This window comes from uncultured Serinicoccus sp. (genome assembly GCF_947487915.1).
Taxonomy (GTDB): domain Bacteria; phylum Actinomycetota; class Actinomycetes; order Actinomycetales; family Dermatophilaceae; genus Ornithinicoccus.
Window position 1 is genome coordinate 24439 of the sequence record NZ_CANKYH010000010.1, and the last position, 17108, is coordinate 41546.

The 17108-nt window shown below is 73.0% G+C and carries 13 protein-coding genes; 6 read left to right on the forward strand and 7 right to left on the reverse strand.

Features of this window, described 5'->3' with window-relative positions:
* Positions 1 to 36: 36 nt before the first annotated feature.
* The 3 genes from Q0795_RS14135 to Q0795_RS14145 all read right to left on the reverse strand — a co-directional run bounded on the left by Q0795_RS14135 (position 37) and on the right by Q0795_RS14145 (position 4257).
* Positions 37 to 2034, reverse strand: coding sequence for a beta-propeller domain-containing protein (locus tag Q0795_RS14135; RefSeq protein WP_298890664.1), 1998 nt, complete (start codon positions 2032 to 2034; stop codon positions 37 to 39).
* Positions 2035 to 2254: 220 nt separating this feature from the next.
* A complete protein-coding gene (locus Q0795_RS14140) occupies positions 2255 to 3979 on the reverse strand; it encodes a sodium:solute symporter family protein (RefSeq protein WP_298890666.1) in 1725 nt (574 codons plus the stop codon).
* Positions 3976 to 4257, reverse strand: a complete 282-nt coding sequence (locus tag Q0795_RS14145; protein ID WP_298890668.1) for a DUF4212 domain-containing protein — start codon at positions 4255 to 4257, stop codon at positions 3976 to 3978. Before Q0795_RS14145 ends, Q0795_RS14140 begins: the two co-directional genes overlap by 4 nt.
* Before the next feature lie 235 nt (positions 4258 to 4492).
* On the opposite strand from Q0795_RS14145, the gene Q0795_RS14150 reads away from it, so the two are divergent.
* Complete coding sequence (locus Q0795_RS14150) at positions 4493 to 4882, forward strand: hypothetical protein (protein ID WP_298890670.1); 390 nt, start codon at positions 4493 to 4495, stop codon at positions 4880 to 4882.
* Between the two features lie 3 nt (positions 4883 to 4885).
* Positions 4886 to 5809 carry a hypothetical protein gene (locus tag Q0795_RS14155; RefSeq protein WP_298890672.1) on the forward strand — a complete coding sequence of 308 codons (924 nt, stop codon included), beginning with the start codon at positions 4886 to 4888 and terminating at the stop codon, positions 5807 to 5809.
* 91 nt (positions 5810 to 5900) lie between these two features.
* Here Q0795_RS14155 and Q0795_RS14160 read toward each other — a convergent pair whose 3' ends face one another.
* From Q0795_RS14160 to Q0795_RS14175, 4 genes are all read right to left on the reverse strand, one after another.
* On the reverse strand, positions 5901 to 6422 hold the full coding sequence (locus tag Q0795_RS14160) for a PspC domain-containing protein (protein WP_298890673.1): 522 nt from the start codon (positions 6420 to 6422) through the stop codon (positions 5901 to 5903).
* Positions 6423 to 7751: 1329 nt separating this feature from the next.
* Positions 7752 to 9284: a murein biosynthesis integral membrane protein MurJ gene (gene murJ, locus Q0795_RS14165; protein WP_298890674.1), complete on the reverse strand. Its 1533-nt coding sequence runs from the start codon at positions 9282 to 9284 to the stop codon at positions 7752 to 7754.
* Between the two features lie 19 nt (positions 9285 to 9303).
* Complete coding sequence (lpdA, locus tag Q0795_RS14170) at positions 9304 to 10704, reverse strand: dihydrolipoyl dehydrogenase (protein WP_298890675.1); 1401 nt, start codon at positions 10702 to 10704, stop codon at positions 9304 to 9306.
* Positions 10705 to 10838: 134 nt separating this feature from the next.
* Entirely contained in the window at positions 10839 to 11651 is an 813-nt protein-coding gene (locus Q0795_RS14175) for a PadR family transcriptional regulator (protein ID WP_298890676.1), read from the reverse strand.
* A 312-nt stretch (positions 11652 to 11963) separates the two neighbouring features.
* Here Q0795_RS14175 and Q0795_RS14180 point away from each other — a divergent pair, with 312 nt between their 5' ends.
* From Q0795_RS14180 to ilvD, 4 genes are all read left to right on the forward strand, one after another.
* Positions 11964 to 13769: an acetolactate synthase large subunit gene (locus Q0795_RS14180; protein WP_298890677.1), complete on the forward strand. Its 1806-nt coding sequence runs from the start codon at positions 11964 to 11966 to the stop codon at positions 13767 to 13769.
* A 101-nt stretch (positions 13770 to 13870) separates the two neighbouring features.
* The gene (ilvN, locus tag Q0795_RS14185) at positions 13871 to 14206 is read left to right on the forward strand and encodes an acetolactate synthase small subunit (RefSeq protein ID WP_081480635.1); all 336 of its coding nucleotides are present in this window, start codon (positions 13871 to 13873) and stop codon (positions 14204 to 14206) included.
* Positions 14207 to 14360: 154 nt separating this feature from the next.
* Positions 14361 to 15398, forward strand: a complete 1038-nt coding sequence (gene ilvC, locus Q0795_RS14190; protein ID WP_298890678.1) for a ketol-acid reductoisomerase — start codon at positions 14361 to 14363, stop codon at positions 15396 to 15398.
* Positions 15391 to 17091, forward strand: coding sequence for a dihydroxy-acid dehydratase (gene ilvD, locus Q0795_RS14195; protein ID WP_298890679.1), 1701 nt, complete (start codon positions 15391 to 15393; stop codon positions 17089 to 17091). Before ilvC ends, ilvD begins: the two co-directional genes overlap by 8 nt.
* The last annotated feature ends 17 nt before the right edge of the window (positions 17092 to 17108 follow it).

Here is a 17108-nt window from a genome sequence, read left to right on the forward strand (position 1 = left end):
CCACCGGTGCGCAGCACCGTTCCTGCACCAGCATGCTCAGAGGTCGACGGTGCCCAGCGGCTCGAGCGTGGCGAGGTCGGCCACGTGCAGCGTGCTCTCACCCAGGATCCAGAGGTGGTCGTCGATGACGAGGGTGCGGCGGGCGTGGTCCCAGTTCGGTGCCCTGTCACCGCCCAGCTGGAGTCGTGGACCCTGGGCCAGGCCCTGGGAGTCGACGTCGACACCGGCCGAGACGACGCCGGTCCACTGCGAGGTCTCGGTCCACGCCTCGGCGGGCAGGAAGAGCTGCCCGGTCCGCGGCCACCACGTGAAGGCCCGGTGGTCGTGCTCCGCGCCGGACCGGTGGTCGGCCCAGGTCTGCTTCGCGACCTGGGTCGGGGCGTCCGGGTCGGAGATGTCGAACAGCGAGACCTGCAGCCCGGTGGTCCGGCCGCGGTCGGTCGCGTCCTGGCCGACGCCCAGCAGGAGGTCCTCACCCACCGGATGGAGGTATGCCGAGTAGCCGGGGATCTTGAGCTCGCCGGTGACCCGGGGCTCGGTGGGGTCGGAGGTGTCGAGCAGGTAGAGCGGGTCGGTCTGCCGGAAGGTCACCACCGCCGCGGTGTCGGCGGACAGGTAGCGCACGGCGTAGATCTGCTCGGTCTCGCCGAGGCCGTCGACGCGCCCCTGCTCGACCAGCCGGTCGCCCTCCTCGGCGAGCACCACGAGCGAGCTGCTGGAGGGGGTGCTGCCCGACCCGTCCGTGGTCGTGGCGACCCGGATCGTCCCCTGGTCCTCGTCCAGGCTGAACTGGTTGAGCAGCCGGCCCGACACGCTCCCCGAGGCGACGTGGTCGGTGGAGGCCGGGTCGGTGAGGTCGAAGGTGTGCAGGGCGGTGGTGGCGGCGCCGCCGGCGCCCCGCGGCAGCGCGGCGTCCGAGGCGTCGGAGGCATCGGCGACGGACCACGCCTCCCACGGGCTGGTGGCGACGACGAGGCGGTCGGTCGAGGCATACACCGTGGAGCCGGAGGCGACCAGCCCGCCGGCGGAGGTGACCTCGAGCTCGTCCTGCGCGAGGTCGAAGGTGAGCACCGACATGGTGGTGAGCCCGGAGAACTCCGGCGGCCGGGCCACGTCCTCGCAGGGCACGGCGAGCCGGGTGCCGTCGGAGCGGGTGCCCTGGACGGTCTGGACGTGCGGCAGCCAGTCGTCCAGCGTCGAGGCCTCGATGATCTCGCGGTTGACCTGCTCGGCCTCCTCCTCGGCGACCAGGCTTCCGGTACGCGGCCGGACGAACGCCAGCCCGGGCGGCGCGGTGACCATGACGACCCGGGCGGTGCCGTCCTGCATCCGGGCGGACCGGTAGTCGCCCTCCAGCCGCAGCGTCCCACCGGCGGTCGGGTTCGCCGGGTCGGACACGTCGACGAGGGTGACGACGGTGCGGGTGGCCTCGAACGCGGGGAAGGAGGTCAGCCCGTCCGCGGCGTCGGGGGTCGGCCTCGGCACGCCCTGCCGCGGCCACTCCCGGGTGAGGACCAGCACCTCTCCGGAGCTGCGGTCCAGCAGGAGCTCCGCATCGGACCCGAGGTCGCGCCCCGGCAGCCGCAGCGTCCCGACCTCGGCCCGCGTGGCGACGTCGACGACGACCAGCCGGCCACCCCGGGTCGTCACGAGGATGTCGCCATCGGTCTGGACGACGTCGGGCTCCTCCACCCCCTGCTCCTGGTTGTTGGTGCCGGAGAAGTCCCGGCCCTCCACGGCGGCCCCCGCGCCGTCGCCGCCGCCCACCGAGCTGTCGGCGGCGCCGGAGTCCTCCATCGCCAGGTCCGGTCCAAACCACCCCGAGCCGGTGCCGAGCCCCCACGGCCCGACCCGCTCGAGCGCGTGCTCCCGGAAGTAGTCGAGGAGCTCCTCGCAGGAGCCGAAGTCGGTGAGCTCGGCGGCCCCGGCGCGCGGCGGGGCGACGACGTCGGCCGGCGTGCAGGCCCCGAGGGCCAGCGGCAGCGCGAGCAGGGAGGCGACGAGGGCGGTGCGGCGGCCAGACGACGGTGTCATGGCGACTCGATTCCTGGGAGGGGGCTGCGGTGCGGGAGCCCGGAGGGTGCGTCGGTCAGGCGTATGACGTGACGTCACCCTCGCCGGTTCCGTCCCTGCCGCGCGTCCGGGGCGGGACGCGGAACGGCCGCCCGTCCTGCGAGCAGGACGGGCGGCCGGTGAGGGGTGCGGTCGGCGTCGACGGGCGGGTCAGCGGTCGGCGTCGGCGTCGACGAGCGGGTCAGCGGTCGTCGTCGAGGTGGTGCTCCTCGGCGTACTCGCTGAGGTGGCCCTCCGCGTGGGCGGCCACCAGCTCCGAGCGGCCGGGGTAGCGGACGTCCTCCACCACCTTCTGCATGAGCTCGCTGGGCTCCTTGGTGAACTGCGAGACGACGATGATGGTGATGAGGTTGAGGATCATGCCGATCGTCCCGATGCCGGTCGCGGGGATGTCCAGGATCGGCTCGTTGCCGAAGAAGGTCGGCAACGTCCACAGCTGGTACAGCAACGTCACGCTCAACCCGACCGCCATCCCGGTCGCGGCGGCTGCCGCGGTCGCCTTCTTCCAGAAGATCCCGAGGAAGAGGATCGGGAAGAAGGAGGCGGCGGCCAGGCCGAACGCCAGGGCGACCACCTCGGCCACGAACCCGGGCGGGTTGATGCCGAGGTAGCCGGCCACCAGGATGGCGGCGGCCATGGCGATCCGGCCGACGCGCAGCTGCTGGGCGTCGGTGGCCCGGGGGTTGATCCGCTTCCAGTAGATGTCGTTGGCCACCGAGCTGGAGATGACCAGGAGCAGACCGGAGGCGGTGGAGAGCGCCGCCGCCAGACCGCCCGCCGCGACCAGGCCGACGATGGGGGCCGGCAGGCCGGCGATCTCCGGGGCGGCGAGCACGACGATGTCGTTGTTGATCGCCAGCTCGGTGCCCTCGCCGATGGCCCCGGCGACGTCGATGATGCCGTTGCCGTTGAGGTCGTCGACCGTGATGAGACCCACGTCGCGCCAGGTGTTGAACCAGGTGGGGGTGTCGTCGACCGCGCTGCCCGGGATCTGGGTCAGCACGTTGTACTTGCTGAACGCACCGACGGCCGGCGCGATCGTGTAGAGCAGCGAGATGAAGAACAACGCCCACAGCGCCGAGTAGCGCGCCGCCCGCACCGACTTCGCGGTGTAGAACCGGACGATGACGTGCGGCAGACCCGCGGTCCCGAACATCAGGGCGGCGGTGATGAGGACCATGTTGACCATGGAGGTCTGGGTGAAGGCCTCGGTGTAGGCCGCCAGCCCGAGGTCCCGCTGCAGGCCGTCCAGCTCGTCGAGGATCTGCCCGAAGCCGATCTGCGGGAACGGGTTGCCGGACAGCTGCAGCGAGATCGCCACCGCGGGGATGATGTAGGCCACGATGAGGACGGAGTACTGCGCGACCTGGGTCCAGGTGATGCCCTTCATGCCACCGAGCACGGCGTAGAGGAAGACGATGGCCATCCCGATGACGACGCCCCACGTGCGGTCGACGCCGAGGAAGCGCTGGAAGACGACGCCCACCCCGGCCATCTGCCCGGCCACGTAGACGAACGACACCACCAGCGCGCAGACCACCGAGACCAGGCGGGCGGTCTCGTTGTAGCGGTCGCCGACGAAGTCGGGCACGGTGTACTTGCCGAACTTGCGCAGGTAGGGGGCCAGCAGGAGGGCCAGCAGCACGTACCCGCCGGTCCACCCCATGAGGAAGACCGAGCCGGCGTAGCCGTTCTGGCTGAAGGCGACGAGCCCGGCCATCGAGATGAACGACGCGGCGCTCATCCAGTCGGCGGCGACCGCCGCGCCGTTGGCCGGCGCGGGGATGCCGCCACCGGCGACGTAGAACCCGGCCGTGTCGGAGACCCGGCTGCGGTAGGCGATGTAGATGTAGAAGCCGAACGTGAGGACGACGAAGACGAGCGTCCAGGCCTGGATGGGGCTCACTGGTGATGCACCTCCTGCTCGTACTCGGTGATGCCGAACTCGGCGTCGAGCTTGTCCATCCGCCACACGTAGAAGGCGATGAGCAGGACGAAGACGATGATGGAACCCTGCTGGGCGAACCAGAACCCGAGCGGTATGCCGAAGATGCTCACGGCGTTGAGCACGTCGACGAAGAGGATGCCGGCGCCGAAGGACACCAGGGCCCAGATCACCAGTAGGACCGACATCAGGCGGACGTTGCGCCGCCAGTACTCACGTCGTTGGTCGACGTCAAGCATGGAGCCTCCTTGCTCTGCGGGACGGATGTGGCCAGCAGGCCTACCGAACACGAGGCCGTGACGCGGCGGCAAGGAGCGCGCGGCGGTGGTGCGCCGAACGGTGCCGGCGGTGCGCCGAGCGGCGAGGCGTCGACGACGAGTGGTGCCGCCCACCCCGTGGCCGGTCGCGGGCCCGCTCACCGGGTCGGTGCGCAGGTCACCCCGCCGGGGGGGGACGTGGCATACAGTGCCGCTCATGCGCTCCCGACGCGCCCCGGGCCAGGGCCGGCTGCTCCTCGCCGCGGGCATGATGGTCCTCGGCGGTTTCCTGCCCTGGGTCTACACGTATGCCGGTCCGGTGAGCGGAGCCGTCGGTGCCGGGCTGTGGGTGTTCTACGCCGGGCTGCTCGCCCTCGCCGGCGGGATGGTGCCCGCCGTCCGGCTGCGCGGACTCATCGTCGCCCAGTCGGTGGTGTGCGCGGTCGTGGCCCTGGGGCTCCCGCTCTGGCAGGTGGTCCACCTGCTGCGCCTGGTGGGTCTCGAGGGGTGGATGCCCGGGCCGGGCCTGGTGCTCAGCGCCTTCGGCGGGGTGCTCTGCCTGCTCGCCGCCCGGCAGCTCTCGCAGGTCCGGCCGGTCCAGGCCTGAGCCGTGGACGCCGAGCAGCTGCGCGAGCGGGTGCTGGAGCTGGAGGACCTCCGCGCCCGCTCCCGACGCCTGCGGCTCTCCCGGGAGCGGTTGCAGCCCCGGCTCGACCGGGACCGGGCGCTGCTGGCCGAGCGCACCCGGCTGCGCGACGCCCACCAGGGCGACGTCGACCGGCTCGACCGGCAGGGCCCGCGGCGGTGGGTCGCCTCCCTCGACGGTTCGCTCGACGAGCGGCGGCAGCAGGAGCTGGCCGAGGCGCAGGAGGCGGCCGCGCGGGTGGAGGAGGTCCGCGCCCGCCTCGCCACCCTCGCCGTGGAGGCCGACCAGCTCGACGGCGACATCGCGGCGCTGGGTGACACGGAGACGCCCTACCAGGAGGCGCTCGCCGACCTCGTGCTCGCGGTCCGGGCCGGGACGCCCCGCCCCGGGGTCCGGGGGAGGGTCGAGCCGCCCCCGGAGGAGCAGATCGTCACCTGGGCCGAACGCCGCCAGCAGGCCATCACCCGGCGCGCCGACGTCGAGGTGCTGCTGCCGCAGGCCCGGGCGCTGGTCCCCCTGATGCGACGGATCGCCGCCCGGATCCCCGTCGTCGCGGCCGGGATGGAGGCCTCGGCAATGGTCACCGACGCTCGTGGTGCCGCCTTCTGGTCCGACGGTCTGGGCGAGCTGCGCCGCCAGGTCGCCGCGGCGGACGAGGCCGTCCAGCGGCTGCGCGAGGAGGTCGAGAGCTCCCAGCTGCCCGACCTGCCGCTGCCCGACCTGACCGGGTTCCCGGCGCCGTCACCGGGCTGGCTGCGGATGGTCGACTACGCGGAGGTCGAAGCCCGGATGGGCGAGGCGCAGCAGTGGGGCGAACGGGTCCTCGCCGAGGCGGAGGCCCTGGTGGCGCAACTGCTGCGGCTGCGCGAGGAGCTGGCCGACGCCTGAGCGCCGTGCCGGGTGCGCACGAGCGCGCCGGCCGGGCCCCGAGGGGCCAGGCCGGCGCGGCCACCGCTGCTGGCGGGGAGTCCCTGCCCCGTCAGCGGGTGGCGTCCTCGCGCGGCTGGCGCCGGTGCGCCCGGGTCCACGCCCAGTAGCCCAGGGCGGCCAGCGCGGCGACCCCGACGAGCTCGGGCAGGATCGCGGCGAGGAAGGACAGGCCGCCGCCGAGCACACCCAGCGCGGCGAGCGCCCCGAGGGCGAGGACGAGCAGCGACCGGCCCCGTCCGTCGCGCAGGCCGCCCTCGAGGTGGGTGCGCCCGGCGGGGTCGGGAAGGAGCGTCCAGGCGATGAGGTAGATCCCGACGCCGACCCCACCCAGGAGGGCGACGACGACGGCGGCGGCGCGGACGGCGACCGGCGCGACGCCGAGGCGGTCGGCCACGGTGGCGCACACGCCGCCCAGCACCGCGTCGTCCGTGCGACGGGCGGGGAGGCGGCGCAGCGCGGCATACACGCCGTCGAGCGCGGAGGAGCGGTGCTCCTGCTCCGGCTGCGGACGCGGCTGCGGGAGGATGGGTGGGAGGCCGGTGGCGGGGGTGGAGGCGGTGTTCTCGTTCATGGGTTAAGCCTGCCGGGGGACCGGCGACGAGGCGACGGGGCAGGCTCCCGGATCCGGGAGGGGGATATCCCCCCTCGTGCGGCGGCGGCGATTCTCCCCCCGATGGGGGCGGCGGGCGCATAGGGTCTGCGCATGTCCACCGCCGGGAGCCCTGTAGCCTCGGTGCTCATCCTCGCGCACACCCGCGACCGTGGCGCCGTGACCGCCGCGCGGGCGCTGCACCGCGCGGGCTGGCAGGTCGGCGTGGGCTCCTCGCGCCCCGGCGCCGGTCTGGTGGGCGCCTCGCGAGCCGTCACCCGCACCCACCTGGTGCCCCGGCCCACGGGGGGCCCCGCGGCCTTCGTCGCCGGGGTGCGGCGCGCGACCCGCGAGGGAGGGTATGCCGTCGTCGTCGGCTCCGGCGACGACTGGATGGCAGCCTTGACGCACCACCGCGACCTCCTCGACACCCCGGTGGCCCATCCCGCGGCGTCGGTCGTCGGTGCGGCGACGGACAAGCTCGTCCTCGCCGAGCTGGCGACCGAGGTCGGGCTGGGCACGCCGGCGACCTCGACCCTGCAGCCCGGGGCGACGGCCGACGTGGCCCTGCCGGTCGTGGTCAAGAACCGCTGGCACTGGTCGCCGCAGCAGAGCCGCACCCACCGCATCGAGACGCGGGTGTGCTCGAGCCGGGAGCAGCTCGTCGAGCACCTGCGCGCCTTCGAGGGCTCGCAGGACCAGCCGATCCTGCAGGAGCCGGTCGAGGGCCACCTGGCGGCGGTCATCGGCGTCATGCACCAGGGGCGCCTGCTCGGCAGGGTGCAGCAGGTCTCCCCACGGCTGTTCCCCACACCGTCGGGGGCGTCCGCGCGGGCGCGGACCGTCCCGGTCGACCCCGTCCTCGCGGACCGCTGCGAAGAGCTGCTGCGCCGCCTGGGGTGGACCGGGCTGGTGGAGCTGCAGTTCCTCGTGGGTGCCGACGGCGGGCACCGGCTCATCGACCTCAACGGCCGGTTCTTCGGCTCGCTGGCCCTCAGCGAGCGGGCGCGTCCGGGCCTGGTGGACGCCGGCCTGCGGGCCGCGACGGGCGGGTCCGTGCCCCGGCTCGGCGAGGGCCGCCCCGGGGTGCGTTACCAGTGGCTGGCCGGTGATCTGCGGCGCGCTCGCCAGGAGCGGCGCGGGGGAGTGGCGGCGGACCTGACGGCCACCCTGTGGTGGGCGACCCGGGCCCGGCACAGCGTGGCGGCGCTCACCGACCCCGGGCCCGCGCTGCACCTGATGGCCGGCAGAGTCGGCGCCGGCGCCGATTCCGCCGCTCCCGCGGCGGCCGCCGGCCCGACCGCCGCTCGGTCAGCGGCGGCGCAGCTGCCGCACCACCTGGAGGGCGACGTGGCGCTCCGGGGCACGGAGCAGGGCCAGGGCGAGCTGGAAGGTCACGGCCGCGACGACCAGCGCCAGCCCGGCGCCCGCCCAGGCCTGCTCGAGGCCGGACAGCCGCACGGCATACCACGTGGTCAGGGCCGCACCCAGGCCCGCGACCGCGGTGCGGCCTAGCAGCGGCAGCGTGCTCCGGGCGGGGACCAGGCCGTGCCGGCGGGCCGCCAGCCAGCCGGTGAGTCCCGCGGCCACCAGCAGCGACGCCGACGTCGCCACGACGATCCCGGCCACGCCGAGGACCGGGGCGAGGGTCAGGTCCCCGACGACGTTGACGACCATCGCCAGCACGCCCACGGCCACCGGCCCGCGGGTGTCGCCGACGGCGTAGCACGCGCTGACGAGCACCTGTCGGCAGGCCAGCGCCAGCAACCCGGGCAGGAAGCACACGACCGCGACCGCGGTGACCTGCACCGCCCGCTCGTCGAAGGCGCCCCGGCCGAAGGCGAGGGTGACCACCTGCTGCGGGGCGGCCAGCAGGGCCACGGTCACGGGCACGAGGAGGGTCAGCGAGACGGCGAGCCCCCGGTGCACCAGCGCTCGCAGCCGCTCCCGGTCGCCAGCCCCCGCCGCCGCCGCCATCGCGGGGTAGAGCGGGGCGACGAGCGCCGCCACGACGAGCATCTCCGGCAGGTTGACCAACCGCCAGCCGAGGAAGACGGCCGTCACCGCCCCCTCACCCACCGTGGAGGCCACGGCGCGGTCGACGATGGTGTTGACGTTGAGCATGGCCTGGCCGACGAGCAGCGGGGGCAGCAGCCAGCCGATCTCGCGCACGCCCGGCGACCGCGGGTCGAGACGTGGTCGGACCGGCCAGCGGTGCCGGGCGAGCGGGACCAGCTGCAGCGCCAGCCGGGCGAGCGACCCGACCACGAAGCCGATCGCGAGGGCGACGACCCCGATGCGCGGCCCCAGCAGCCCGGCGGCGGCGATCATGACGAGGTTGAACGGCACGCCCTGCAGGGCACCCCAGCGGAAGACGCCGTGCGCCTGGGCCAGGGCCACGAGCAGGTCGGTCGCGGCGACGAGCACGGTCGTCACGAGGACGATCCGGGTGAGGAGCACGAGCAGGTCGGCGGCCTCGCCGTCCAGTCCCGGGGCCAGCACCCGGGACACGGGGGCGGCGGCGAGCCCCAGGGCGACGCTGAGGGCGCCGATGCCCACCACGGCGAGGGTGAGGACGACGTCGAAGGTCCGGTGCCCCGGGCACTCCTGCTCGCCGTCCGCCTCGCGCGCGAGCACCGGGGTGGAGGCCCGGGTGAGGGACGTGCCGAGCAGCCCCAGGACGATGTTGGCCAGCCCGAGCGCGACGAAGTAGGCGTCCAGCTGCGGCCCGGCGCCGTAGACGGCCGCGATGACGGCGTCCCGGACGAAGCCGAGCAGGGTCGACACGCCGGTCAGGCCGGCGACGAGCACGGCGGCGCGGCCGATGCTCCAGCGGGCAGCCACCGCGCCGCCTCGTGCGCGTCTAGAGGTTGATCATGTGGCCGGCGATGCCGTGCACGGCCTCCTTGACGGCCTCGCCCAGGGTCGGGTGCGCGAAGACGGTGCGCGACATCTCGTCGGCGGTGAGGTCCCAGGTCTGCGCGAGGTTGAGGATCGGCAGCAGCTCGGTGACGTCGGGGCCGATGAGGTGGGCGCCGAGGATCTCGTTGTACTTCGCGTCGGCGACGACCTTGACGAAGCCGACACCGTCGCCCAGCCCCATGGCCTTGCCGTTGGCGGAGAACGGGAACTGCGCCGTCTTGACCTCGTGACCGGCGTCCTTGGCCGCCTGCTCGGTGAGGCCCATCGAGGCGATCTGCGGGTGGCAGTAGGTCGCCCGCGGGATGAAGGTGTAGTCCAGCGGCATGGTCTCGGCGCCCGCGAGGGTCTCGGCGGCCACGATGCCCTGCGACTCGGCGGTGTGCGCCAGCATGAGCTTGGCGGTCACGTCGCCGATGGCGTAGACGCCGTCGACGTTGGTCCGCATGTAGTCGTCGATGGCGATGGCGCCGCGCTCGGTGAGCTCGACCCCGGTGCTCTCCAGCCCGAAGCCCTCGACCCGGGGGGCGAAGCCGATGGCGGAGAGCAGCTTGTCGGCCTCCAGCGTCTGCGAGTCGCCGCCGTCGGCCGGGGTCACGGTGACCTTGACGCCGTCACCGGTGTCCTCGACGTTCTCGACCTTGGTGCTGGTCATGAGCTTCACGCCGAGCTTCTTGTACTCCTTGGCCAGCGCCTTGGAGATCTCCGGCTCCTCGAGCGGGACGATCCGGTCGAGGAACTCGACGATGGTGACGTCGACACCGAAGTTGGCCATGACGTAGGCGAACTCCACGCCGATGGCGCCGGAGCCGGCGATGACGATCGAGCCCGGCAGCTCCTCGTCGAGGATCTGCTCCTCGTAGGTCACGACGTTCTTGCTGACCTCCACCCCGGGCAGCATCTTGGTGACGGACCCGGTCGCCAGGATGAGGTGGTCGAAGGTGAGCTGGCTGGTGTTGCCGTCGTCGTCCTTCACGTCCATCGAGGTGGCCGAGGTGAGCGTCCCCCACCCGTCCACCTCGGTGATCTTGTTCTTCTTCATGAGGTAGTGCACGCCCTTGACGATGCCGCTGCTGACCGAGCGGGAGCGCTGGAACGTCGCCCCGTAGGACATGGTGGCGTCACCCTCGATGCCGTACTTCTTCTTGTCGTGCTGCAGCAGGTGCGCGATCTCGGCGTTGCGGATCAGCGCCTTGCTCGGGATGCACCCGACGTTGAGGCAGACACCGCCCCAGTACTTCTTCTCGACGACGGCCACCTTCTTGCCCAGCTGGGACGCGCGGATCGCCGCGACATACCCGCCGGGACCGGCGCCCAGGACAACAACGTCATAGTGATCGGCCATAAGGCCACACTATGCCGTCCCCCGGGGGGCTGGCGCCCCCCGGGTTCCCCCACCGGGCACGGCACGGGGCTCGCTGCGCTCGCTCGCCCACTCACCTCCGGGCAACCAGGCTCGCTGCGCTCACGGTTGCCCGGTCAGTCCTCGACGATCTCGCCCTCGGCGATCTCCTCGGCGATCTCCTCCTCGGCCCGCTCCTCGTCGAACTCGTCCCGGGCCACCTCGGCCTCGGCGAGCATGCGGTAGAGGTCGCGACGGGTGCGGTCCAGCAGCTCGGCCGCCTGCTGGTTGAGCTCGTCCTGGCCGGACTGCCCGACGGCCTGGGTCGCCATGGCGACGCTCCCGAGGGCCTTCCACAGGGTTCCCGCGCTCCCGCGGCGCCCGCTCCCGGGTCCGCCGGAGAAGTGGTGGCGGCGGTCCCGGGAGCCCCCGTGGCCGGGACCACGGCCCCGGCCGGAGGCGCGGTCCTGCCCCCACGGGTCCTCCGGCTCCTCGCCAGCGGCCCATCCCTGGGGCGGGAGGTCCTCGGCGGCCGCGCGACCCGCCTCGGTGAGCTCGTAGGCACGGCGACCGTCGACCTCCGTCTGGCTGACGAGCCCCTCGTCCTCGAGCAGCGCCAGCGCGGGATAGATCGCCCCGGAGCTGGGCCGCCAGGCGCCGCCGGAGCTCTGCTCGATCTCCTGCATGAGCTGGTAGCCGTTCATCGGCTCGCGCTGCAGCAGGTGCAGCACCGCGTTGCGGACGTCGCCGCGACGCGCGCGGCGCGGGCCCGGACCCGCCGGTCCGCCCTGAGGGCCGAAGAAGCCGCCCTTGCGCCCGAAGCCCTGCGGGCCGCCACCCGGGCCGAACGGGCCGCCCTGCGGCCCGAAGACCTGACCGAGGAGCCCGCCCGGGCCGAAGATCTGGTCCTCGAAGGAGCCGAAGCCGCCGGAGCCGTGTCGAGATGTCATGAGTGCCCTCCTGGGGTGTGGTGTGCGTGTCGTTGCTGACAGAATAACGCGACCTGTCTCGATACGTCAACGATATATCGAGAAATGTCGCAGCCCGGGTGCGGGCGCCGCATCGGCGGGGTGGGGTTGACGCGGCGGCATGCGGCGGGGTTGTATGTCCTCATGCAGTTCTTCGCTCTCGTACTTATTACCTAGGGACGCGCCGCCGGCCGATCCTCGCCATCGACGCGTCCTCCCCTCGCCAGCCCGACCGGGCCGAGGGGTTTTTTGTTGCCACCGCCCCACCCTCCCGGACGTCAGGAAGACCCGCACATGACCGCGACCCACATCTCCGACGGTGCGACCGCCACCGCCCCCGGTGACACCGGTGGACGGTCCACCGGCACCACCCGACGCACCGGCGCCGAGGCCCTCGTCGCGACCCTCGAGCGGCTGGGTGTCGAGCATGTCTTCGGGCTGCCCGGGGGAGCGGTGCTGCCGCTCTACGACGCGCTCTACGGCGCCAAGGTGCGGCACATCCTGGTGCGGCACGAGCAGGGCGCCGGTCACGCCGCCCAGGGGTATGCCGCCGCCACCGGCAGGGTGGGCGTGTGCCTGGCCACGTCCGGCCCGGGCGCGACCAACCTCGTCACGTCCTTGGCCGACGCCAACATGGACTCGGTGCCGATGGTCGCCATCACCGGCAACGTCGCGAGCACCGCGATGGGCTCGGACGCCTTCCAGGAGGCCGACATCCGGTCGATCTCCATGCCGGTGACCAAGCACTCCTTCCTCGTGACCAACCCCGACGAGATCGCCGCCACCGTCGCCTCGGCCTTCCACATCGCCTCCACGGGGCGCCCCGGCCCGGTGCTGGTGGACGTCACCAAGGACGCCCTGGTCGCGCTCGCCGACGAGACCCTGCTGCAGCTGCCGATGCCGGGCTACCGGACGCCGACCAGCCCCGCGCCCGAGGCGGTCCGGGACGCCGTCGAGCTCATGCTCACCCACCGGCGCCCGGTGCTCTACGTCGGTGGCGGGTGCCTGCGGGCCAACGCCGCGGAGCAGGTCCTGCAGCTCGCCGAGATCACCGGCTTCCCCGTCGTCACCACGCTCATGGCCCGGGGCGTCTTCCCCGACAGCCACCCCCAGCACATGGGGATGCCCGGGATGCACGGCAGCGTCTCCGGCGTCGCGACGTTGCAGAAGTCCGACCTCATCATCAGCCTGGGCGCGCGCTTCGACGACCGGGTCACCGGCGCCAAGCACACGTTCGCCCCGGACGCGACGATCGTGCACGCCGACATCGACGCGGCGGAGATCGGCAAGAACTTCCCGACGGCGGTCGGCCTCGTCGGCGACGCGCGCGGGACCATCGGCCAGCTGCTCACGGAGTGGACCCGGCGCACCGCCGCCGGGGCGGCCCCGCAGCACGAGGCCTGGGTCCGGCGGTGCCGCTCGTGGAAGGAGCGCTACCCGCTCGGCTACGACACCCCCTCCGACGGGGCGCTCGCCCCGCAGCTGGTCATCGAGCGACTCGGCGCCCTCTCCGGCCCGGACACGGTCTTCGCCGCCGGCGTCGGCCAGCACCAGATGTGGGCCAGCCAGTTCATCACCTACGACCAGCCCCGCCGCTGGCTGAACTCCGGCGGGCTCGGGACCATGGGGTATGCCGTGCCCGCCGCCATGGGAGCCAAGGTCGGCAGGCCCGAGGCCACCGTCTGGGCGATCGACGGGGACGGCTGCTTCCAGATGACCAACCAGGAGCTCGCGACCTGCTCGGTCGAGGGCATCCCCATCAAGGTGGCCATCATCAACAACGCCGCCCTCGGCATGGTCAAGCAGTGGCAGGCGCTGTTCTACTCCGAGCGCTTCAGCCACTCCCAGCTGCCCTCGATGCAGGTCCCGGACTTCGCCACGCTGGCCACGGCCTACGGGTGCGTCGGGCTGCGCTGCGACCGGGCCGAGGACGTGGACGCCACCATCGAGCGGGCGATGGAGGTCGACGACCAGCCGGTGGTCGTGGACTTCCGGGTCAGCCAGGACGCCATGGTCTGGCCCATGGTCGCCGCCGGCACCAGCAACGACGACGTCCAGCACGCGCGTGACGTGCGACCCGACTTCGGGGAGGACGAGTGACGCTGCTGTCCGACTACCCTCCTCGTGACCCGGGGCTCCCCACCCCGGCCCCCGCCTACCGACCGCCCACCCCCCAGCAGCCCCCCACGAAAGGCACCACCATGAGCGACGCAGCTCGCACCCGCCACGCCCTGTCCGTCCTGGTCGAGAACAACCCCGGCGTCCTGGCCCGGGTCTCGGTCCTCTTCGCCCGGCGCAACTTCAACATCGACCACCTGGTCGTCGGCCCGACCGAGGACAACAAGGTCAGCCGGATGACGATCGTCGTCAACGTCAACGCCGAGCAGCTGCACAAGGTCACCAGCCAGCTGGACAAGCTGGTCGAGGTGATCCACATCGAGGAGCTCGAGGACGCCGACGCCATCCGCAGCAAGCTGTGGCAGATCAACGACAACGGCCCGCGCCCCGTCGGCGCCATGGCCGCCGCCGCCTTCTAGTCGTGCGGGGGCTTCGCCCCCTGCATGCCCCCAACGGCGAGGCGCTCGCTTCGCTCGCACACCCCATCTGTTCCGGTGAACCAGGCTCGCTGCGCTCGCGGTTCACCGGGGCTCCGCCCCCACTCACCCACCACCTCCAGGAGACACCTACCCCATGGCCACGATGTACTACGACGACGACGCCGACCTCTCGCTGATCCAGTCCCGCAAGGTGGCCGTGCTCGGCTACGGCAGCCAGGGGCACGCCCACGCGCTCTCGCTGCGCGACTCGGGGGTCGACGTCCGCGTCGGGCTGGCCGAGGGCAGCTCGAGCCGGGCCAAGGCGGAGGCCGAGGGCCTGCGGGTCCTCACCTCGGCGCAGGCCTGCGCCGAGGCCGACCTCGTCATGGTGCTCGTGCCCGACCACGTGCAGCGCCTCGTCTACCGCGACGCGATCGAGCCGAACCTCAAGGACGGCGACGCGCTGTTCTTCAGCCACGGCTTCAACATCCGGTTCGGCTACATCGAGCCCCCGGCCGGCGTGGACGTGTGCATGGTCGCGCCCAAGGGCCCGGGGCACCTCGTCCGCCGTGAGTACGTCGACGGGCGCGGCGTGCCGGTGCTCGTCGCCGTCGAGCAGGACGCCTCGGGCGAGGCCAAGGCGCTCGCGCTGTCGTACGCCTCGGCGATCGGCGGCCTGCGCGCCGGCGGCATCGAGACGACCTTCACCGAGGAGACCGAGACCGACCTCTTCGGTGAGCAGGCCGTGCTCTGCGGGGGCATGAGCCAGCTGGTGCAGTACGGCTTCGAGACCCTCACCGAGGCCGGCTACCAGCCCGAGGTGGCCTACTTCGAGTGCCTCCACGAGCTCAAGCTCATCGTCGACCTCATGTACGAGGGCGGCATCGCCAAGCAGCGCTGGTCGGTCTCGGACACCGCGGAGTACGGCGACTACGTCTCCGGCCCGCGCGTCCTCGACCCCCGGGTCAAGGAGAACATGCAGGCGGTCCTCGAGGACGTGCGCAACGGCGCCTTCGCCCAGCGCTTCATCGACGACCAGGACAACGGTCGGCCGGAGTTCGAGCGGCTGCGCGCCAAGGGCGCCGAGCACCCGATCGAGGACGTGGGCCGCGAGCTGCGCGGGATGATGGCCTGGGTCAAGGGTCACGAGGCGGACAGCGACTACGTCGAGGGGTCGGCCGCCCGTGGCTGAGGTCGACGTCAAGCCCCGCTCACGGGACGTCACCGACGGTCTGGAGAAGACCGCGGCGCGCGGCATGCTCCGGGCCGTCGGGATGGGCGACGAGGACTGGGTGAAGCCGCAGATCGGCGTCGCCAGCAGCTGGAACGAGATCACCCCGTGCAACCTCTCGCTCGAGCGGCTCGCCAAGGCGGTCAAGGACGGCGTCCACGCCGCCGCCGGCTACCCGCTGGAGTTCGGCACGATCTCGGTCTCGGACGGCATCTCCATGGGGCACGAGGGCATGCACTACTCCCTCGTCTCCCGGGAGGTCATCGCGGACTCGGTCGAGACGGTGATGTCGGCCGAGCGGCTGGACGGCTCGGTGCTGCTCGCGGGCTGCGACAAGTCGCTGCCCGGCATGCTCATGGCCGCCGCGCGTCTCGACCTGGCGTCGGTCTTCGTGTATGCCGGGTCGATCCTGCCCGGTCGGGCCCGCCTCTCCGACGGCTCGGAGAAGGAGGTCACGATCATCGACGCCTTCGAGGCGGTCGGGGCGTGCTCGCGCGGGCTCATGTCGCGCGAGGACGTCGACGCCATCGAGCGGGCGATCTGCCCGGGCGAGGGCGCCTGCGGCGGGATGTACACCGCCAACACCATGGCGGCCGCGGCCGAGGCGCTCGGGATGTCGCTGCCCGGCTCCGCGGCGCCGCCGGCGACCGACCGGCGCCGGGACGGCTTCGCCCGGCGCAGCGGCGAGGCCGTCGTGGGGATGCTGCGCCAGGGCATCACCGCCCGGCAGATCCTCACCCGGGAGGCCTTCGAGAACGCCATCGCGGTGACGATGGCCTTCGGGGGCTCGACCAACGCGGTGCTGCACCTGCTCGCCATCGCCAACGAGGCGGAGGTCGAGCTGAGCCTGGACGACTTCCGCCGGATCGGGGCGAAGGTTCCCCACCTGGCCGACGTCAAGCCCTTCGGGCAGCACGTCATGGTCGACGTCGACCGGATCGGCGGCATACCCGTCGTGATGCAGGCGTTGCTCGACGCCGGGCTGCTGCACGGCGACGTGCTGACGGTGACCGGGCGGACCATGGCGGAGAACCTCGCCGACCTCGGCGCGCCGCCCCTGGACGGGACCGTGCTGCGGGCGATGGACAACCCCATCCACGCCACCGGCGGCCTGACCATCCTCGACGGGACGCTGGCGCCCGGTGGGGCCGTGGTGAAGTCCGCCGGCTTCGACTCCGACGTCTTCGAGGGCACGGCCCGCGTCTTCGACGGTGAGCGGGCCGCCATGGATGCCCTCGAGGACGGCACGATCGGGGCGGGCGACGTCGTGGTCATCCGCTACGAGGGTCCCCGGGGTGGACCGGGGATGCGCGAGATGCTCGCGATCACCGGAGCGATCAAGGGTGCTGGGCTCGGCAAGGACGTGCTGCTCGTCACCGACGGGCGGTTCTCCGGCGGCACCACCGGGCTGTGCGTCGGGCACATCGCCCCCGAGGCGACCGAGGGGGGCCCGATCGCCCTGGTCCAGGACGGCGACCCCATCACCCTCGACGTGGCGAACGGCCACCTCGACCTGGGGGTCGAGGTGGCCGAGCTGGAGCGACGGCGTGCCGCGTGGTCGGCTCCCGAGCCGCCCCAGCGTGCCCGTCGCGGCGTGCTGTCGAAGTACGTCGCGCTCGTCCGGTCGGCCTCCGAGGGGGCCGTGACCCACTGACCGGGTGCGAGGCACCG